Source organism: Flagellimonas crocea (assembly GCF_033441595.1).
In the GTDB taxonomy this organism is placed as follows: domain Bacteria; phylum Bacteroidota; class Bacteroidia; order Flavobacteriales; family Flavobacteriaceae; genus Flagellimonas; species Flagellimonas crocea.
This window is the reverse complement of record NZ_JAUZVX010000001.1, coordinates 589,071-608,694: the sequence shown is the minus strand read 5'-3', so window position 1 is coordinate 608,694 and position 19,624 is coordinate 589,071. Positions and strand designations below refer to the sequence as shown.

15 protein-coding genes are annotated in these 19,624 nt (G+C 42.9%); 4 read left to right on the top strand and 11 right to left on the bottom strand.

All coding sequences use genetic code 11. The annotated features are described in order from the left end of the window. Positions 1-61 precede the first annotated feature (61 nt). From SD449_RS02830 to SD449_RS02815, 4 genes are all read right to left on the bottom strand, one after another. The gene (locus SD449_RS02830; RefSeq protein WP_318309184.1) at positions 62-2,863 is read right to left on the bottom strand and encodes a metalloprotease; all 2,802 of its coding nucleotides are present in this window, start codon (positions 2,861-2,863) and stop codon (positions 62-64) included. Positions 2,864-2,906: 43 nt separating this feature from the next. Further along, a complete protein-coding gene (locus SD449_RS02825; protein ID WP_318308602.1) occupies positions 2,907-3,593 on the bottom strand; it encodes an LOG family protein in 687 nt (228 codons plus the stop codon). Continuing rightward, a complete protein-coding gene (gene uvrA, locus SD449_RS02820) occupies positions 3,586-6,474 on the bottom strand; it encodes an excinuclease ABC subunit UvrA (RefSeq protein WP_318308600.1) in 2,889 nt (962 codons plus the stop codon). The genes SD449_RS02825 and uvrA overlap by 8 nt, the downstream gene beginning before the upstream one ends. Before the next feature lie 101 nt (positions 6,475-6,575). Next, positions 6,576-8,324, bottom strand: coding sequence for an APC family permease (locus tag SD449_RS02815; protein WP_318308599.1), 1,749 nt, complete (start codon positions 8,322-8,324; stop codon positions 6,576-6,578). A gap of 82 nt (positions 8,325-8,406) precedes the next feature. Here SD449_RS02815 and SD449_RS02810 point away from each other — a divergent pair, with 82 nt between their 5' ends. Further along, positions 8,407-8,931, top strand: coding sequence for a hypothetical protein (locus SD449_RS02810; protein ID WP_318309183.1), 525 nt, complete (start codon positions 8,407-8,409; stop codon positions 8,929-8,931). Between the two features lie 256 nt (positions 8,932-9,187). Here the strand turns inward: SD449_RS02810 and SD449_RS02805 are convergent, their stop codons facing one another. Continuing rightward, complete coding sequence (locus SD449_RS02805; protein ID WP_318308598.1) at positions 9,188-9,964, bottom strand: TIGR03915 family putative DNA repair protein; 777 nt, start codon at positions 9,962-9,964, stop codon at positions 9,188-9,190. Positions 9,965-10,073: 109 nt separating this feature from the next. After that, complete coding sequence (locus SD449_RS02800; RefSeq protein ID WP_318308597.1) at positions 10,074-11,336, bottom strand: putative DNA modification/repair radical SAM protein; 1,263 nt, start codon at positions 11,334-11,336, stop codon at positions 10,074-10,076. A gap of 147 nt (positions 11,337-11,483) precedes the next feature. Here SD449_RS02800 and SD449_RS02795 point away from each other — a divergent pair, with 147 nt between their 5' ends. After that, complete coding sequence (locus SD449_RS02795; RefSeq protein ID WP_225605892.1) at positions 11,484-12,236, top strand: XRE family transcriptional regulator; 753 nt, start codon at positions 11,484-11,486, stop codon at positions 12,234-12,236. Between the two features lie 7 nt (positions 12,237-12,243). Here SD449_RS02795 and SD449_RS02790 read toward each other — a convergent pair whose 3' ends face one another. From SD449_RS02790 to SD449_RS02775, 4 genes are read right to left on the bottom strand one after another with little or no spacing between them, the layout of a single operon-like run. Next, positions 12,244-13,239: an SMP-30/gluconolactonase/LRE family protein gene (locus SD449_RS02790; RefSeq protein WP_318308595.1), complete on the bottom strand. Its 996-nt coding sequence runs from the start codon at positions 13,237-13,239 to the stop codon at positions 12,244-12,246. A 49-nt stretch (positions 13,240-13,288) separates the two neighbouring features. Beyond that, a complete protein-coding gene (locus SD449_RS02785; protein WP_318308593.1) occupies positions 13,289-14,209 on the bottom strand; it encodes an ATP-grasp domain-containing protein in 921 nt (306 codons plus the stop codon). A gap of 15 nt (positions 14,210-14,224) precedes the next feature. Then, positions 14,225-15,907, bottom strand: a complete 1,683-nt coding sequence (ggt, locus tag SD449_RS02780; protein ID WP_225604526.1) for a gamma-glutamyltransferase — start codon at positions 15,905-15,907, stop codon at positions 14,225-14,227. Further along, entirely contained in the window at positions 15,895-16,488 is a 594-nt protein-coding gene (locus SD449_RS02775; protein WP_318308592.1) for an acyl carrier protein phosphodiesterase, read from the bottom strand. Before SD449_RS02775 ends, ggt begins: the two co-directional genes overlap by 13 nt. Before the next feature lie 90 nt (positions 16,489-16,578). Here SD449_RS02775 and glmM point away from each other — a divergent pair, with 90 nt between their 5' ends. After that, positions 16,579-17,967 (top strand): phosphoglucosamine mutase, encoded by a 1,389-nt coding sequence (gene glmM / locus SD449_RS02770; RefSeq protein WP_318308590.1) that lies wholly within the window; start codon positions 16,579-16,581, stop codon positions 17,965-17,967. Here glmM and SD449_RS02765 read toward each other — a convergent pair. Continuing rightward, the gene (locus tag SD449_RS02765) at positions 17,964-18,881 is read right to left on the bottom strand and encodes a lysophospholipid acyltransferase family protein (RefSeq protein WP_318308588.1); all 918 of its coding nucleotides are present in this window, start codon (positions 18,879-18,881) and stop codon (positions 17,964-17,966) included. The two genes, glmM and SD449_RS02765, sit on opposite strands and share 4 nt — an antisense overlap. Positions 18,882-18,934: 53 nt before the next feature. Between SD449_RS02765 and SD449_RS02760 the strand changes: the two genes are divergently transcribed. After that, positions 18,935-19,585, top strand: coding sequence for a rhomboid family intramembrane serine protease (locus tag SD449_RS02760; RefSeq protein ID WP_318308587.1), 651 nt, complete (start codon positions 18,935-18,937; stop codon positions 19,583-19,585). The last annotated feature ends 39 nt before the right edge of the window (positions 19,586-19,624 follow it).

The following is a 19,624-nucleotide window of genomic DNA, read 5'->3' as shown; positions in this document are numbered from 1 at the left end:
TATAAGTGAATTAAATTGAAATTAAACTGTTTTTAAACCTATTAAATTATCAATTATATAATCAAAACCATTTTCGAGTGAACAAACCAACCAAGGTTCTAGGGCTAATGGTAACAATGAATCTGATGCGCTGACCGTAATCATCTTGCCCAATTTCCCACCCCCTGTTGGAATATACGGGAAAGTAAAGCTCAAAATAATCGGTCACTAAATTTAAACGGATGCCTGAATCATAAACAAAACGAGCATCGTCCCCTTTACTTCTCAAAAACCCTAGATCACCATAGGCCTCTATCCATCTCCAGATGTTGGTACTGGCATTGGTGGTGGCAATCCAGTCGTTGGCAAATGGGTTTTCGAGTTTTGACTTGAATCCGCCCTCGGCTATGATCACCTGCTGGCTATAAAGCCCGGAGCTTTCCGATCTTCCCAAATAGGCAAGGTCGAACATATAATCCGTGGGTCTATCCAACGCAAAGCTGAAAAAATCCGATTGGGTATCGTTTCTTAAAAACTTGCCGGCATAGAAACGGAGGTTCAATTGACGGTTGCTCTGGAACAGTTTTCGATACTCCAGTTCAAAGGCAAGTTTGGTGAATTCACTGGAATGTTGTGCATCCACGGACCAAGAGGAATAGTTCAATATATTGTTGTCCACATCTGTAAACCTTACGTTCATAACACCATAATCGGGATCGGTGTCCAATTGTCCCTCCAAACCATCATCGATGTTCCGGAAAACGCTTCGATAGCGCAAAAGCAGGGATTGCCTTCTGTTGGAAAGCAGGTCATTGGGGCGCCATCCAAAGCTTACCGCAGGGGTCAATGTGGAAAACCTTGAGTTTTTCTGAAAATGGGAAGAGGATGCGGAAAACGAATAATTGGTCACGTACAATCCCGTTTTTTGATGGTATTTGCGATACCTGAAACCCACTTTTCCCACGAGTGTTTTTTCCAAAAAGGAATAGGTCGGCGATATATCGTACTGAAACTGTCTTTCCAAAAAGGTTTTGTTGTACAGTCTCAATCCCGGGGTTATACCATCATACAGGTTAAAATTGGCGATGGGAACGTAAAATACTTGGTTATAATAAGGGTCTTCGGTGTCCTTGAAGAACTGGAACTTTAATTTTTTGTTGCTAGACAACCAACCATTCAATGTTTTCCAGTTATCCCGTTGGTTGAATTCCGGAATTTTTTGGTCGTAATTGAGCACCAGACGATCTTCACTTTTACGGGGAATGGTAATTTTCTTGGTCGTGTCTATATCAGAAAACCAATAATGGGATACAACGGAATCATTTGCAAGCCCAAAAACCGAAATGGGTACGTTGGTGCCCCTTTTATTTTTTAGGACGAAAGTGATGGAGTCATCCGTTTTTTCGATTCTCTTGATCTTGAAATCTATTTTCTTGTCCGTGGCCACATACTCCTCAAAAAACCAATCTACATCCTTGTCAGCATATTTTTCTATCGTTTTTCTGAAGTCGGAAGCGGAAACGTCCTGTTTCTGCCTATAATTTTTATAAAAATCCAGAACGGTACTGTCAATTTTCTTTTCTCCCAAATAAGCTGATAGGTACGACATGCCGAGTCCGGCTTTGTAGCCGTTGGCAATCTTTTCGTTGAACTTGATCAGGGAATCGTTGGAGGTGGTGAGCGCTTGATCGATATTTTTACGGGCGGACAACATACTGAACAGGGTATACTGCTCATTAAAATGCATCTGCGCAAGGTGAAAGTTCTTGATTCCCCAGATTTTTGAAAGTTTTCCGGCCAGTTTTTGATCGGGATAATGGTCTTCCACATATTTTATCATCAAGTAGTACCCGATGGCATCGTTCACCCAGCGTTCTTTTCTTGGATCCAGATATAGAGATTCCCTTAGGTAATTTCTGATGGCCGTTTTCAAAAACTTCATCTCAAACTGAAACTGCTCTTCATAAGGCCGGATAAAGGATGGAAGCTGACTTAACCCATAAAGCGGGGAGCGGTTGTAATCAAATTCACTGACCAAGAGGTTTCCGTGGGGGTATTCCCCTAAATTTTCATTAAGGAACTGGGCTATTTTGTTGATGGAGATGCCCTGGGCTATTTCCTCATATTTATTTGATTCGATATCGGTGGTGATGGTCAGGTAGCTGGTGACATGCTTCGTGAACTTTTCATCAATAGAAAGAATGATCTCGCAATTTTTTCTTTTTTGACCAATGAGCTGGACATGTTGTCCGCCCGGAAAGTTCGATACGCTGGATGCCCGATAGTTTGATGCCAAAAACAGTCCGTCAGGGTACGTAAAATTGATTCTTGTGTCCGCGACATCGGTGTACATGTCATCAAGGTTCTTGTTGTTGTACAACTTCCATTCCCCATCGTACACTGCAGGAGTCAAATACCAATCTTTCAGGTTGTACCCGTTGCTGTCCGTGTGTCCATAACCGGTAAACTTAGCGTCCGGGAGTTTTATGGTGTAAGTGAAAAACAATTGAATGGATGCACCGGGCTTAAGAACTTCGTTCAGGTTTACCTCAATAAAGTCACTATTGTCCTTTCGTTTCCAATCCAGTCCGGTGTAGTTGTTGTCCACAATGGTTTTTATGGTGGTTTTACCCCTTTCCCGGTCCTTCGCCAAATGCAGGCTTCGATTGAATTCTTCTGCAAACCTTTTGGCCAGTGCAGTGTTCTTGTTGGAGTAGGCGTGGTTCCAATCGTTAAAGTACAAAGTGGAAAGCCCTTTATTGGATTGGTTCACATAGGTAAAATGTTGACGTATGCGGATTTGATTGGTGGGCCCGTCCAAAGTGGCCACAATATCATTTTGGTGCTGGCCCCAAAGTTTGGGACAGGCCACTATGATAAGCATCAAGATTTTGAATAAAAACCTATGGTTACGCAATGCAGACAGATTAAAAGTTTGGACTAAGGGTGCGGCCCTTATAGAATGCATCTATAATTTCGACCACTTCATCCTCGGTGTCCACTAGTTTGATAAGGTCCATGTCTTTTGGGCCTATATTTCCCTCATTTACCAATGTGTTCTTGATCCAATCAATCAAGCCTTTCCAGAATTCAGTTCCCACCAATATAATAGGGAAGGTGTGGATTTTATGTGTTTGGATCAGGGTGAGGGCCTCGAAGAACTCGTCCAAAGTGCCAAAACCTCCCGGCATCACCACAAACCCCTGTGAATACTTTACGAACATTACCTTCCGAACAAAAAAGTAGTCAAAATCAAGGCTTTTGTCATCATCGATATACGGATTATCATGTTGCTCAAAGGGAAGGTCTATATTGAGCCCTACGGAAGTACCACCGGCAAGGTTCGCACCTTTGTTCCCTGCTTCCATGATACCAGGTCCACCTCCCGTGATAACTCCGTAACCTGCCTCGGCTATCTTTTTTGATATTTTCACGGCCAAATCGTAGTAGGGATGGCCCTCGCGCACCCTGGCCGATCCAAAAATGGAGACACAGGGTCCTATAACGCTCATTTTTTCAAACCCATTGACAAACTCGCCCATTATTTTAAAAATGGCCCATGAATCGTTTGTCTTGATCTCATTCCAGCCTTTGGAATGTTGTTCTTTACGCATTTGCATACTTTTTCAATGTTTTAAACTGCCCTTGCAATTTTTGTTTTGTGTTGTCCAGTTCTTTTTTCAAGAACTTCGCGGTATAACTTTTTTTATCTTTTGCCACTTCTTCCGGGGTACCCGTTGCAACAACCATTCCACCGCCCCTGCCACCTTCATAACCAATGTCTATGATATGGTCCATCATTTTGATCACGTCCATGTTGTGCTCTATCACCAAAATGGTGTTGCCCTTGTCCACCAAGCGGTCCAGTACTTCCATAAGTACTCGGATATCTTCAAAATGTAGGCCTGTGGTCGGTTCGTCGAGGATGTAAAACGTGTTTCCGGTATCTCTTTTGGAGAGTTCCGTTGCCAGTTTTACTCTTTGGGCCTCTCCACCAGAGAGGGTGGTGGATTGCTGCCCTAATGATATATAACCTAATCCTACGTCTTTTATTGTCTTTAGCTTACGATGGATCTTTGGAATGTTCTCAAAGAAATCCACAGCTTCATTGATGGTCATTTCCAGCACATCGGCAATGGATTTCCCTTTGTACCTTATTTCCAATGTTTCCCTATTGAACCTTTTTCCATTGCAGGTCTCACATTCCACATAAACATCAGGCAAAAAGTTCATTTCTATAACCTTGAGTCCTCCACCTTGGCAAGTTTCACATCGTCCACCGGCTACGTTAAAACTGAACCTTCCCGGCTTGTAGCCGCGAATGGTGGCTTCGGTAGTTTTGGAGAACAACGAACGTATTTCACCAAAAACCCCTGTGTACGTTGCCGGATTCGACCTTGGAGTACGTCCTATCGGGGATTGGTTAATGTCAATGACCTTGTCGATATGTTCCAATCCGGCCACTTTTTTATAGGGCATTGGTTTTTTGACCCCATTAAAGTAATGTGCGTTCATAATAGGGTAGAGGGTCTCGTTCACCAACGTGGACTTACCACTGCCAGAAACTCCGGTGACCCCAATCAGTTTTCCCAAAGGGAACTCTACGCTCACATTTTTCAGGTTATTACCGGTGCATCCGGAAAGGGTGATTTTTTTACCCGTTCCCTTGCGTCGTTTTTCTGGAATCGGGATTTCAAGCTCTCCGGTGATGTATTGAGCGGTCAGGGTATGCTGGCCGATCAGTTCTTTTGGACTTCCTTCGGAAATGATTTCACCTCCGTGCTTTCCAGCTTTGGGACCAATATCGATAACGTGGTCCGCACATTCGATCATATCACGATCGTGTTCCACTACGATCACTGAATTCCCAATATCCCTCAGCGCTTCCAGGGAGTGAATCAAACGCTCATTGTCCCTTTGGTGCAATCCGATACTGGGTTCGTCCAAAATATAGAGCACCCCTACCAATTGGGAACCGATCTGTGTGGCCAATCGTATACGTTGTGCCTCTCCACCGGACAGCGATTTGGAACTCCGGTTCAAGGAGAGGTAATCGAGCCCTACATCCAATAAAAATCCAACACGGGCTTTGATTTCCTTAATGATCTCTTCTGCAATTTTTTTCTGGTTCCCCTCCAGATTGTCTTCCAAATGCTGAAAAAATGTAGCCAGCTCGGCGATATCCATCTGGGCCAATTCGGCTATGTTTTTGCCATCGACTTTAAAGTACAGTGATTCTTTCCGTAATCGAGATCCTTCGCAACTGGGACATTTTATTTTGTCCATATAATCCTTGGCCCATCGTTTTATGGAAGTGGAATTAGCTTCTTCATACTGCGTTTTGATAAAGTTGGAAATTCCCTCATAATCAATTTTATATTGCCTTTTGACGCCCAAACTTTTGGAGTCCACCTCAAAACTTTCTTTGCCCCCGTTCAAAATAACGTTCATGGCCTCTTCAGGGATCTTTTCAATGGCGTCCGTAAGGTCAAAATTGTAGCGCTGGGCGATGGTTTCCAGCTGTTTGAAGGCCCACGATTTTTTGTATTCGCCCAGTGGGGCCAACCCCCCGGATTTTATGGATATCTTTTTATTTGGGATGATTTTATCCTTGTTCACCTCAAAAACATGGCCCAGTCCGCTGCATTCTGGGCACATTCCTTTTGGGGAATTAAAGGAAAATGTGTTGGGTTCAGGACTGGGGTAAGAGATTCCGGTGGAAGGACACATAAGGTCCCTACTGAAATAACGGGGCTCCTTTTCGCCCTCTTCCAGCACCATGAGCACATTGTCTCCGCTGTACATGGCCGTATTGATGGTTTCAGCCAGCCGTTTATGGAAGTCTTCACTATCGCCCACCTTCAAGCGATCAATCACAATTTCAATATCGTGTGTTTTATAGCGGTCCACTTTCATCCCCTTGGTAATGTCCGTAATCTCACCATCCACTCGAACCTTTACAAAACCTTGCTTTGCAATATGCTCAAAAAGTTCACGATAATGTCCTTTTCTGGATTTGATCACGGGGGCCAGTACGTTTATCTTTTTGTCCTTGTAAGACTCAATGATGAGATTCTTGATCTGGTCATCACCATAACTCACCATTTTTTCGCCCGTATTGTAACTGTAGGCATCTCCCGCGCGGGCAAATAAAAGCCGTAAAAAGTCGTACACCTCGGTAATGGTGCCAACTGTTGATCTTGGAGACTTCGAAGTTGTTTTTTGTTCAATGGCGATGACAGGGGAGAGGCCATCTATTTTATCTACATCGGGACGTTCCAGTCCGCCCAAGAATTGTCGGGCGTAGGCCGAGAACGTTTCTATGTACCGCCGTTGTCCTTCGGCATAAATGGTGTCGAATGCCAAGGAAGACTTACCACTGCCGGAAAGACCTGTGATTACAACAAGTTTTTCGCGGGGAATGGTAACATCGATATTTTTCAGGTTATGGACCCTGGCGCCCCTTACCTCAATATTTTCTTCGTAATTGATCATAAATCATAGCAAACCTCAAATGTAGCGATTTGAACCGTAAAAACGAAGTGGCCCAAAGTCACTCTTTTTAGTGAAAGGTACGACAACAATCAGGATTTAAATCAAATAATCAGCCTAACCCCCCCGAGCTCCTGCAAGGGGTATGGAAATTTCTCACTGGGACTTCCAATGAACATAAAATTGATGGGGATTTTCCATCTTTCCGAGAGTTCCCTGATCAATTCCGGTGTAAACTCACCTTTCAATTGAATGTACTCAATCTTTATCTCGGGGTATTCTCGATCCAATACATCCAAATCGGACACAAAACTATCCGTAGCTTTTTCTCCCTCTGGAAATACGGACACAATTTTCAGTTTTCGGGTATGCTCATTGTTCCGGATGTAGAGCAACACCTTATTAAGTGCCGCAACGTCATCTTTTTTGGTGAAATACACAAATTCCTGATCGTTGATCTTGTCGATTACCCGGTTGATTCCTTTGTAAGATCTGATAAGAAAACGATTGATGGGGTCTAAGAAATACCGAATCAATTTCAACAACAGTTTGAGCAAAGCGGTCCTATTGAGCATGACCAGAACCAAGGCTATTGTAGGAATAAAATACTCCATGAAAACCGCAAGATAATCCGGGTTTAGGATGATGTTACCTACCAAAGCTATGATTACCGCCAAAATGGCAATCATCAAGGACAACCACCCCGAACGTTCTGGACGCGGGAGATTTTTTCGTCGGACCTTCAACAGAATATTGCCTATGCCAAAAAGTGCCATCACGGACAAAAAAGCAATGGTGTAGACTCCGGCCAAGGCTTCCAGATTACCTTCAGTAATCAATAGTATGGAGACGCATAGAATAAAAAATACAATGGCTATGCGATACGTACTGCCATTTTTATTTCTCTTTAAAAGAAAAGGAGGTAAGATCCTATCCAGGGTGATGCGTTCCACAAGACCGGAAACCCCAACAAAGGAGGTGAGCACAGCACCGCTTAAAACCAATACGGCATCCAAGGAAACCAAGAAAGATAGCCAAGAACCACTTACTTGGTTGCCCATAATGGAGAGCAACGCCTCACTATTTAACTCTATTTCTGAAATGGGCAAAACGGCCAATGCCAAAAATGCAATCAACGGGTTGAAAATAGTGACCACCACCCACATATTGCGCAATGTTTTTGGAAACACACCCTTTTCCTGCTCCTCAACAAAGTTGGCCGAACTTTCAAATCCGCTGATGCCCAACATTGCGGCAGAAAAACCAAAGAATAAGGCCATGGGCAGTGCACCGTGCTTTACGGGCAAAGCGTTGTTGCTCGCAAAAACATCCCATCCGTGTTCAAACAGATAGAAACCCGCAAAAGAGGACAGCAATATCAATGATGATAGATGGAAGATGAAAATGGCGATTGCCACTTTGGACGATTCCCCGATTCCAATGATGACCAACCCCATAAATATGGCCAATAGACCTATTGTGGCCAAAATAACGGGCAGTTGGGGCACAATATTTTTTAAATAGGCCATTGCTTCATTGGCAGAAATAACCGCGGTTGCCATATAGGAGAGCAAGGTAAGGGATGCTGCCAAGGAGGCCATGCCCTTATTGGTGGTATTGAGCAAGGCGTTGTAGGCCCCACCGTTCATAGGAAGGGCGCCGACCACTTCGCCATAAATTTTCCGAAACAAAAAGAGGACCGCACCAACGATCAATAAAGAAATCCAAGCATATTGGCCTGCGTGCAACACCGCCAATGCAGATACGTAAAGACAAGAAGAACTGATGTCGTTGCCACTGATTGATGTAGAGGCCAACTCTCCGAGTTTTGCTCTAATTTTTTGTGGTTCCATGTATTTTGGTTTATAAAACCAAGCACGAAGTTAGGGGAAATGACCAAAAATTCTAAATTTGGAAATAGAAAAAGTCATAAACATGAAAGTATTGGGTATTGGCTCAAGAATTGACCACCCGGAGTATGGTAAAGGGGTGGTAACCAACGTATCCTCCAAACACTATTGGGTGACCTTTTTGGAAAATGGACTGGAAACCATTGATTTGGACGCTGACTTTGAAGTGATCGAATGTGTGGAGGACGAAGTGGACAGTGTCAGTTTTTTTGATGTGGAACGTTCTCTGGTCAAAATACTGGAAAAATGGAGCGATACCCACGAAAAAGTGGCCATGGCCGATAAATGGAAAGGCGGCAAATTGATCTTGGAACCTGATGATGGCACAGCCAACAAGGAAATGCCCATTGAAACCTTTTTCCATAAAATTGTGATGGTGCGCGACCGTATCCGTGTAATGGAGCAAAAGATAAACAGCAGTAAAAACTTGGACGACCAAGAAAAAGTGGACCTACAACAATACATTACCCGCATTTATGGCAGTTTGACCAGTTTTAATGTGCTGTTCAAGACCAAAAGTGACCATTTTGTTGGGGAGAAGAGTAAATGAATTTTATCATCGAAATAATTTTACAAGGTCTTATCATTGATTTTTTGGGTAAGCGAACAAGATTTTATTTTTTTAAAATTTTAGGCAAAGAAAAATCCTTGAAATACTTATCAGGTTCGAAGAAAAAACAGGGAAACTATAGTATGTTCGAACAACATATCATGAATGTTATTGTTGGTATTGCTTCTTTCTGTATAATTTCTTTTGGACTAGTTTATTTATTATATCGACTTAATTTGCTTTAGTTTTGAATTGTTTAAACCGCCTCTTTCTTCTCGCTCAAATACTTCCAATAGCGTTTGGGTACGTGTTGCGTATGTAATTTGGGGTTGATGCGCGAGGCAATATTGGTGCTTTTAAAATAATCGTTCCAAAGGGTCTGGTATTCGTATTCTTCGGTGGCAAAGGCATCACTTTTCACAGTTTTGTTGTGATGGATGTCCTTTAAGTTCAAGGATACCATCTCAACATGGTCCAGGTCATAATAGATGCCATATTTTCGTTTAACTTCATAGATCAACCATTTTTGGTCGGCGTAGCGGTCACGAAAATGCTTCGAGATAAGCGGTAACACATCAAAATCGGGTTCAATGTTGGCAAAGTAAATATTGTCCTTCGTCAACTGGAACCGAACAAAAGCCTCCATGCGATGCTTTTCGCGGCCTACTTTTCTTGCCAGTTGCGCAATAAAGAGCACCGTGCTGTCCGAATAATCCAAATACTTACCGCTTTTGGCACCCATCAATTTTTGAATGTAGTTGTAGAGCATCATTTCAACCCCTTCGGTTTCGCTCAAAAAAGCAAAATACACATTGGAAATAGCGTTGTGACTCTTGTTGCGGATACCGTTCCATACCCGTTTGGCTTTGTCCACATGGGTAAAAACGGTTTCGGTTTCGGAAAACAATCCGTTTTGCGATTGATTGTTCTTTTGAATGTCGGCCACATTGATCTTTTCATCAAAAGCGACGAAGACGGCGGTCAAGAACCCATTAAAACTGCCGTCGTAGACTAAGGTTGTTGAAGCATTCATAGTGTTTGCTTTTTAGTTTCTTTAATGTCATTTCGAAGAAGTTTACGACTGAGAAATCTAAATTTCTCCCCCCTTCGGTCGAAATGACTTACTTGTCAATTGCCTATTCCTAATTGAACAATGACAATTGTGTACTGTACTGATCTCGAAACTTTCCGTAGGAATTCTGCAAGATCATGCCTTTAATTCTCTCCGCGTCCAAATCGCGACGCTCCCATTGGTTGGAATCGCAAACCACAAAATATTGGGCACGGTTGAGGGCTACCCCGATTTTCTTGAGGTGGTCCCAGTTCAATTTTCTAAATTTTCTGGCCTTCATTATTTTATCCACGGATTGCATTCCTATGCCGGGTATTCTGGCCAATAGCCGCTTATCGGCTTTGTTTATGTCCACAGGAAAATGATGTAGGTTGCGCAAGGCCCACGAAAGTTTTGGATCTACATCCATATCCAAATTGGGATGTTGCTTGTTCAATAGTTCCCCAATGGAAAAACCATAAAAACGCAATAGCCAATCCGTCTGATACAAACGGTTTTCCCGTAGCATGGGCACTTGGGAGCCAATGGCGGGCAAACGCGAATCGTGGGTAACGGGCACATATCCGGAATAATACACACGTTTCATGTTGTACGTTTTATAATAATAGGTGGCGGAATACATAATATCCTTATCCGATTCGCCTGAAGCGCCCACGATCATTTGTGTACTTTGGCCCGAGGGAGCGTATTTGGGCGTGTTCTTTATGATTTTCCGTTCGGATTGATAGCGTACAATTTCATTTTTCACTTTTTCCATGGGTTTGGTAAAGTCTTCATGCTTTTTATCCGGGGCCAATAATTTAAGTCCGGAGATAGTGGGGACCTCGATATTAACTGAAAGTCGGTCTGCGTAAAGACCTGCTTCGTACATCAATTCATCGCTTGCACCAGGAATCGACTTTAAATGGATGTAACCGTTGAAATTTTCCTCTTCCCGCAACTTTTTGGCCACGGCCACCAAACGCTCCATGGTGTGGTCGGGACTCTTGAATATTCCTGAGCTCAAAAAGAGCCCTTCGATATAGTTTCTACGGTAAAAATTGATGGTAAGGTCAACCACCTCTTGGACCTTGAAGGCTGCTCTGGGCACGTCGTTGCTTTTTCGGGTAACGCAGTAGGCGCAATCAAAAATGCAATGGTTGGTCAACAAAATTTTCAATAGGGATACACATCGTCCATCCGGGGTATAACTATGGCAAATACCCATTTTGGAGGCATTTCCAAGACCTTTGTTTTTATTGGTCCGGTCACTGCCGCTGCTGGCACATGAGACATCATACTTGGCGGCATCGGCCAATATGTTCAGTTTTTCGCGTATCCTATCAAAATTCATAACTTGGAAATATTCCAATCAAATATATGGAAATAATCCAAACAATGGAAATAATCCATAAAAGTTTTTGGAAATATTCCAAAATACTTATATTTGAGAAAGTATAGTCAATACGAGCTTACTCGTCCTGACTTTATCAACATGAAGATGGAAAATGAAATAACCCTTAAAAGATTTACCGATATCCGTAGGGAACTGGGATATACACAAACCGATTTTGCCAAATTATTGGGTGTGAAGAACACTACGGCCGATATAGAGCGGGGGAGGACCAAACTTTCTGGAAAAGTGGTGGCGGAACTTTTGAAACGATTCAAAATAAATCCGTTATGGTTGTTCGGGGAAAGCGACCAAAAACATTTGGACACCTCCAAAACCAGTGTCATCCCTAAGGTGGTGACCGTGGACAATTCCGATAACGACAACATGGTGATGGTGAATGCCAAGGCGGCCGCTGGTTACCCACAGAATATTTCGGATACGAGTTGGTACAGCCAATTACCTGCTTTTGACATGCCCATTCCGGAATTTAGAAATGCGACCTATCGAGGATTTCAGGTGGAAGGTGACAGTATGTTGCCCAATTTAAGACCAAACGATTGGGTGTTGGCACGAGCCATTGAGCATATAGATCATGTCAGCCCGAATAAAATGTATGTTGTGGTGCTTCAGGATTCGGTAATGGTGAAGAAAATAGAACGAAAGCCGAATTCCAATAACATTACTTTGGTCTCTTTGAACGAAACCTATCCACCCTACGAAATCAAACCGTTTCAAATTCAGGAAATTTGGGAGGTGAGCAGTAAACTCACCTTTAATGTGGATGCCACTACCGAAACAGGTTTGCTCAGACAGCTTCAGGAATCGATGGAGGAGCTGAAAAAGCAGATTGCCAAATAACCCGACCTTAGAAACCTGTCCCCTTGGTTTTGGTCTGAATTTTCATCAGATAATTGTTCGCGGTCATATACAGAACCGACCCATCTTCTCCCCAAGCGCAGTTGGCCGTAGGTTGTCCGGTTGCTATGCGGCCCAAAAGTTTTCCTTTAGGGGTTATGACCAACACTCCTCCTGGCCCTGTTGAGAAAAGGGTGCCATCCTGTGCCACTTTAAGGCCGTCCAAAGAACCTTTTAAGCCAGATTCTTGTAACGAAGAGGCATCAAAGAATATCCGGCCTTCGTCCAAAGACCCATCCTGTTGGATTTTGTATGCCATAATGTAGGGAGCTTTGGAATCCGATTGGTTTACGTACAGTATTTTTTCATCTGGGGACAGAGCTACCCCATTGGGTCTTTTAAGATTGCTGACGACCATATCTACCTTTCCGTTTGAATCGATTTTATAAACCCCGAAAGCTTCAATTTCCCGCGAAGCTGAATTTTCTTGTTCAGGTAGGCCATAGGGCGGGTCGGTAAAATAATAGGTGCCATTTGATGCTTGCACAATATCATTGGGACTATTGAATCGTTTGCCCTGCCACGTATCCGCTACGGTCACTTTTCCTCCTTGGGACAAAGGCATCCGGGATATTCTACGGTCTCCATGTTCGCAAGCTACCAATTCACCATCCTTATTTATTATTAACCCGTTACTGCCAGGTTCACGGCTATACGGTAAAATACCGGTATACCCCGATGGCTCTAAAAAAACAGAGATACCTTCGCCGTCCTTCCATTTAAAAATGGTGTTCTGTGGAGCATCGGAAAACAGGAGGAAACCACCCTCCCTTACCCAAACAGGACCCTCCGACCATTTAAATCCTTCAGCAAGTACCTCTATCTCTGTACTTTTATCCACATAGTCAAAAAAGGCATCTTCGTTGGCCACCAAGTCTTCCGTCGTGTTTTGTTGGGCAGAACAACCAAGGGATATGCTCAATAGAATAACGGCTAGGTTTTTCATTTCTAAAAGTTTATTTAAAGATAAAAATATATATCAATCCCATTTGGTTTCAATCGAAGGCGAGGGTTTCCTTGATTTCTTTTGCCAGAACATTTGCTGCTACGGGGTTGAGGCGAAACCATAGTTCCGGTTCAAAAATTTCTAGTTCGGCCAGGGCCCAGCTACCATTATTGTCCCTAAAAATATCTACTCTGGCATACAGTGGCAGCTCCGGTGCAGCCTCGACCACACATTTGGCGAATGCAATCTGTTCGGCATTTGGATTGTACTTGTGAACACTTCCCCCAAAATCATCCTGTACCCTAAAATCACCGGGTTTGGCAATTTTCAAAACGGCATGGGTAAACTCTCCATTGAAAACCATCATGGAGATTTCCCCTTCAGAAACAATATTGTACTGAAATTCTTGGAGCATCATGGCCTCATTTTTCACCAATTCTTGAAAGATGGACTCGTAATCAGTGACCCCATCCTCTGCTATTTTGTAGGTATGACGGGCAGCTCCAGATACACATGGTTTTAAAATGTAAGTGTCGGCAATAAAACCATGTTCCGATTTTGCTTTTATGATGGACTCCAACAATGTTGTGGTGGAACCTTTCTCTACAAAAACTGTTTTTGGAATAGTTACCCCAGCTTTTGATAAATCTTGCAAATAGTGTTTGTCAATATTCCAATAAATGAGTTCCTTGGAATTGATGAACCTTGTCCGCTTTGAAGTTTTTTCCAGCCATTCGGAAAACTCGGGGTATCGATCAAAGTAATCCCATGTGGTTCTGAAGAGAGCATATTGGGTAGTAGACCAATCAAAATCGGGGTCGTCCCAAGCTTTGCGCACTACTTTAAGGCCTTGCTTCTCCATAGCTTCCAAAACCAAATGGTCCTCTTGCAGTACATTTTCAATATAAGGTGTCCTTGTTTTGGGTGCCACATAGCGGTGGTCCGTCAAAACTACAATATCAAATTTCATCCAAAGTGAATAGTATTAATATCCAACAGCGGCATCGTCACCGCGCTTATCGGCTCCGCCTTCCAGTTTTCCATCGGGCAGCACACGAATGGCATCCACTTTTCCGATAATGGGCGTGCGCTCCTCATTGATGATATACCCTTTTGATTTTAATTCTTCTATCAACTCTTCCGAGAACCCTTCCGGCTCAAAAATCACCATATCGGGCAACCATTGGTGATGGAATCTTGGTGCGTTCACAGCTTCTTGCATGCTCAAGTTGAATTCATAAACATTCAAAATGGTCTGTGCCACCGCGGTTATGATAGTGGAACCCCCAGGAGTCCCAACAACCATATACAGTTTGCCATCTTTTTCCACGATTGTTGGTGTCATGCTGCTCAACATTCGTTTTTCGGGCGCAATACTGTTGGCTTCTGCACCTATTAGTCCAAACATGTTGGGTACACCGGGTTTGGCACTGAAATCGTCCATTTCATTGTTCAGAAAGATGCCCAATTCTTCACAGAACAGTTTGGACCCGTACCCTCCATTTAAGGTTGATGTGACCGAAACGGCATTACCTTCGCTATCTACGATAGAGAAATGGGTGGTTTGGTCACTTTCGATAATTTCTACCTCGCCATGGCTCACTTCAGAAGAAAGGGTTGCCTTATCAAACGAAAAATTGCTCATTCTATCTTGAATGTAATCATCACTCAAAAGGACATCGTATGGTATGTCCACAAAGTCCGGGTCTCCTAAAAAGAAGTTTCTATCGGCATAGGCTCTTCGGGATGCTTCAGTGAACAGTTGTATGGTTTTTGCCGAATTATGCTCAAACTTGGAAACGTTATAGGGTTCTATCATCTTGAATATTTGATTGATAGTAACACCACCGCTACTTGGAGGGCTCATGGAAATCACTTTGATATCCTTATAATTGAATACTATGGGGTCTCTCCAAACGGCTTCGTACTTTTCCAAATCTTCTTCGGTGATAAGACCACCTTTTTCCTGCACAAAGGCAGCCAATTTTTGGGCCACTTCGCCTTTGTAGAAGCCATCACGACCTTCGTCCATTATTTTCTGGAGCGTTTTGGCATAAGCAGGATATTTAATGGTGTCCCCTGCCGCAAAAGGTTGGGCAAATTTGGTACTATCACCGTTGGCCTCGATAAAACGTTCACGGGTACTTTCCAGTCTGGCCGCCTGTTTTTCGGTTACCACCACGCCTTTTTTGGCCAGTTCAATGATGGGCGCTATGATTTCTTTTAAGGGAAGCTTTCCGAATTTTTTATGGACCTCAATCACTCCCGCCACCGTTCCAGGCACTCCAACGGCAGTACCTCCAGAGGTGCTCAATCCAGGGATTACATTCCCCAAGGAATCCAAATACATGTTTTTATGCGCGGCTAACGGAGCTTTTTCGCGATAATCGATTCCCCCGACCTCACCATTGTTCTTGCGGTAGACCATGAATCCGCCTCCACCCACGCTTCCCGCAAAAGGATAGGCGACTACAAGGGAGAGTTCCGTTGCTACCATGGCATCAAAGGCATTTCCGCCTTTTTTCATGATGTCAACCGCCAGTTGGGACGCTTCTTCCCGTGCTGAGACTACCATGGCTTTTTCGGCTACCAACCCAGTAGGTTCAGCTGGTTTCTGCGTACAATTGATAAAAAAGATTAGGGGAAGGAGAAGTATTAGTCTTCGCATAGAGAAATAAATTTTTGGTTGGAAAAGGTAATCAATTCTTCAAAAAACGAGGTGAACTCATTTTCAAATTCTGTATAGTGTTCTTCAAGATCCAAAATGGCAAAATTCATTCGGGACTTGTTTTTTGTTCTTCGGTTCATTCCATTGAGTACACTGTCAATTCCTGCTAAGTTGGCGTAATTGAGCAGCCAATTGTCCGCAATCATATAGGGCATCATCCGTTTGGTGGGCATGGGAAGTATATCATAGTTGTCCTCCAATAAATCATAGAAGTTTTCAACGTATTCATCTAAAGGCACATCAGAATAATCACTCCAATTCTTGGCCAAAAAATGGTCATAATAGATATCTACAATTACCCTACTGTAATGACTGTAGTTTTTGTGCAGACGCTTGCTGCTTTGTCTTGCCGTGGGGTGTGCATCGGTAAATGTGTCGATTTCTCTGTGGAGAAGAATGCCTTTCTGGATTTTGTCGGGAAAGTGCTTGAACTTATTTCCACGAATATGATCGGCAAAGAAATTCCCTAAAGTGATTTCCTTATCATCAAAAGATAGGTAGATGTGCGCTAAGAAGTTCATCGGGGCAAATTTCTTTTCTGTCGAAATTTACAAATTCAAAACATGGAATCGGATATGCCCCATTATATTTGCAAAAACTTTTTAACAATTATGACACTGATCAAATCAATTTCTGGAATACGAGGCACTATTGGAGGCCAAACTAATGACAACTTAACACCTGTTGATGCCGTTAAATTTGCAGCGGCTTATGGCACATGGTTAAAATCGTATTCCGGTACGGATGATTTGAAAGTCGTAATTGGACGTGACGCTAGATTATCTGGAGAGATGATCCAAAATTTAGTGGTCTCTACCTTGGTTGGTCTTGGAATCGATGTGATTGATTTGGGACTTTCTACCACACCGACCGTAGAAATAGCGGTTCCTTTGGAAAAAGCAGATGGTGGTATCATTCTAACGGCCAGTCATAATCCCAAACAATGGAATGCATTAAAACTGCTGAATGAAAAAGGTGAGTTTTTGGATGCCGAACAAGGAGCGAAAATACTGACCTTGGCCGAAGAGGAAGGTTTTGAGTTTGCCGAGGTGGATGATTTGGGGGAGATCATTAAAAATGATTCCTATATCGACATCCATATTGACGAAGTGTTGGAATTGTCCTTGGTAGATGCCGATACCATTAAAAAAGCAGGTTTTAAAGTTGTTGTTGATGGTGTTAATTCCACAGGGGGCATTGCCATTCCCAAGCTGCTTGAAGAATTGGGGGTGGAAGTGGTAAAGCTCTATTGCGACCCAACGGGACATTTTCCTCACAATCCAGAGCCCTTAAAGGAACATTTGGGCGACATCTGTAAAAAAGTAGTTGAAGAGAAGGCTGATTTTGGCATTGTGGTGGACCCGGATGTGGACCGTTTGGCATTTATCAGCAACGATGGGCAAATGTTCGGAGAGGAATACACTTTGGTGGCCTGCGCTGATTATGTGTTGTCAAAAACCAAAGGAAATACGGTCTCCAATCTATCATCTTCCAGAGCTTTGCGGGATGTTACTGAAAAGCATGGCGGAACTTATGAAGCTGCAGCGGTTGGAGAGGTGAACGTGGTGACCAAAATGAAGGAAAACAATGCCATCATAGGCGGTGAGGGTAATGGTGGAATCATTTACCCAGAGAGCCATTATGGTCGAGATGCATTGGTGGGAACTGCCTTATTCTTGATGCTTATGGCGGAAAGAGGTGGGACGGTTGCCGAGCTACGTGCCAGCTACCCAAGCTACTTTATGAGCAAAAAGAAAATCGAGCTCACCCCTGATTTGGATGTGGATGCCCTTTTGGAAGCCATGCATCACAAATACAAAGATGAGGAGGTGTCGACCATTGATGGAGTAAAGATTGACTTCCCAGAAAATTGGGTGCACCTGAGAAAATCAAATACGGAGCCCATTATCCGAATTTACACCGAGGCTAAATCTCAGAAGGAAGCCGATGGTTTGGCGGATAGAATCATAAGTGAAATCAAAGAAGTAGCGGGACTTTAAGCGTTATTTGCTTCTGCTGGTTCTTGTTGAAACTCTTTTGGAGCTTTGCCCATATGCTTCCAGCGTTTGTGCGTCCAGAAATAATATTCTGGAGCCTCTCGGATGGCTTTTTCCGTTTCGTGCATAAACGCTTCAGAAATATTGTAGTTTTCTACCTCATTGGGATTTTCGGCCAATATTTTAAAAGAGGCCTCGTAAAATCCACGTCCTACTTTATTGACTTTCAAATAAACAGGAATCATATCGTGGCTTTTGCAAAGTTCTTCTGCACCAACGTGTATTGGCACCAGAACATCCATAAATTTGGCCCAATGGCGTGCTCTTTGCAACATGGGGGATTGGTCGCTAATGATTCCCACAGTAATTAATTCGTTCCTTTCTTTGGCATCCGCGATAATTTTTCTGCTTTGAAAGGTTTTAATGAGCGTGGTGCCATATTTGCTGCGTATATCACGAACTAATTTATCAAAGTATTTGTTCTCAATGGGTTGATATATGGCATATGCTTTTGATCTTACCATGGAGTTTAATGAAAAAACCCACTCCCAACTAGCATAATGGGGCATCATTATCATGATATTTTTACCTTCATTTTCCAATTTTTGAAAAACTTCAACATTCGTGAAAACGTATCTTTTTTTCATTTGTTTATTGGTGATTCCCAATGTTTTTGCCATTTCCAAAAACATATCGCATAAATGGCCATAAAACTTTTTCTCAATCAATAAACGTTCTTCTTCGGACTTTTCAGGAAAGGCAAGTGCCAAGTTATTGCGTACTACTTTTTTACGGTAGCCGATGATATGGTACAAAAGCACAAAAAGACCATCCGAAATAAAATAAATGATTTTAAAGGGGAGTCTGGACATCAACCAGAGCACAGGATAAACAAGGATATAAACTACCAGCTGCATAGACTATTCTTGTCTGCAAATATAGCTATATTTGAACCCAAACCTATAGTTACATGCTCAATTTACACATCGCTACCATTGCCATTATGGCCGCCAATGTATTGGTTTCACTACGTGGATTCAACAACAACGCATTCTTTGATAGATACAAGTTCAGTATCAATGCCATACAAGCGGGACAGCGTGAGCGAATGGTGACTTCGGGCTTTTTGCACGTGGATATTTCCCATTTGTTCCTGAACATGTTTACCCTTTACTTTTTTGCGCCTGTGGTGATCGGTTGGTTTGGTTCCATCAAATTTTTGATCATTTATTTGGTCAGTTTGCTTGCAGGTAGCCTGTTGGCACTAATTTTTCATAAGGATGAGCCTTTTTATAGTGCGGTCGGTGCCAGTGGTGCAGTGATGGGAGTACTTTATGCGGCCATATTATTGAATCCTGATATGCAATTGGGCATTATGTTCATCCCGATTCCATTACCAGCGTATGTGTTGGGTATTGCCTATTTGCTGTATTCCATTTGGGGTATGAAGAGCCGCATGGGAAACATTGGACATACCGCTCACTTTGGCGGTGCCATTGGCGGGTACGCAACAACGTTGCTCTTTAGGCCAGAACTTTTTGTTACGGACACTTTAATTGTGATATTGCTTGCCGTTCCGATTATCATACTTTTTGTATTGGACAAAATGGGGAAGATTTAGGACCATAAAAAAGGCCTTGAGTTATCAAGACCTTCATTC

Bases quoted from the DNA above. Each gene is read 5' to 3' on its own strand.
- SD449_RS02830 (WP_318309184.1), bottom strand. From the start codon at position 2,863: ATGCTTATCATAGTGGCCTGTCCCAAACTTTGGGGCCAGCACCAAAAT.
- SD449_RS02825 (WP_318308602.1), bottom strand. From the start codon at position 3,593: ATGCGTAAAGAACAACATTCCAAAGGCTGGAATGAGATCAAGACAAAC.
- uvrA (WP_318308600.1), bottom strand. From the start codon at position 6,474: ATGATCAATTACGAAGAAAATATTGAGGTAAGGGGCGCCAGGGTCCAT.
- SD449_RS02815 (WP_318308599.1), bottom strand. From the start codon at position 8,324: ATGGAACCACAAAAAATTAGAGCAAAACTCGGAGAGTTGGCCTCTACA.
- SD449_RS02810 (WP_318309183.1), top strand. From the start codon at position 8,407: ATGAAAGTATTGGGTATTGGCTCAAGAATTGACCACCCGGAGTATGGT.
- SD449_RS02805 (WP_318308598.1), bottom strand. From the start codon at position 9,964: ATGAATGCTTCAACAACCTTAGTCTACGACGGCAGTTTTAATGGGTTC.
- SD449_RS02800 (WP_318308597.1), bottom strand. From the start codon at position 11,336: ATGAATTTTGATAGGATACGCGAAAAACTGAACATATTGGCCGATGCC.
- SD449_RS02795 (WP_225605892.1), top strand. From the start codon at position 11,484: ATGGAAAATGAAATAACCCTTAAAAGATTTACCGATATCCGTAGGGAA.
- SD449_RS02790 (WP_318308595.1), bottom strand. From the start codon at position 13,239: ATGAAAAACCTAGCCGTTATTCTATTGAGCATATCCCTTGGTTGTTCT.
- SD449_RS02785 (WP_318308593.1), bottom strand. From the start codon at position 14,209: ATGAAATTTGATATTGTAGTTTTGACGGACCACCGCTATGTGGCACCC.
- ggt (WP_225604526.1), bottom strand. From the start codon at position 15,907: ATGCGAAGACTAATACTTCTCCTTCCCCTAATCTTTTTTATCAATTGT.
- SD449_RS02775 (WP_318308592.1), bottom strand. From the start codon at position 16,488: ATGAACTTCTTAGCGCACATCTACCTATCTTTTGATGATAAGGAAATC.
- glmM (WP_318308590.1), top strand. From the start codon at position 16,579: ATGACACTGATCAAATCAATTTCTGGAATACGAGGCACTATTGGAGGC.
- SD449_RS02765 (WP_318308588.1), bottom strand. From the start codon at position 18,881: ATGCAGCTGGTAGTTTATATCCTTGTTTATCCTGTGCTCTGGTTGATG.
- SD449_RS02760 (WP_318308587.1), top strand. From the start codon at position 18,935: ATGCTCAATTTACACATCGCTACCATTGCCATTATGGCCGCCAATGTA.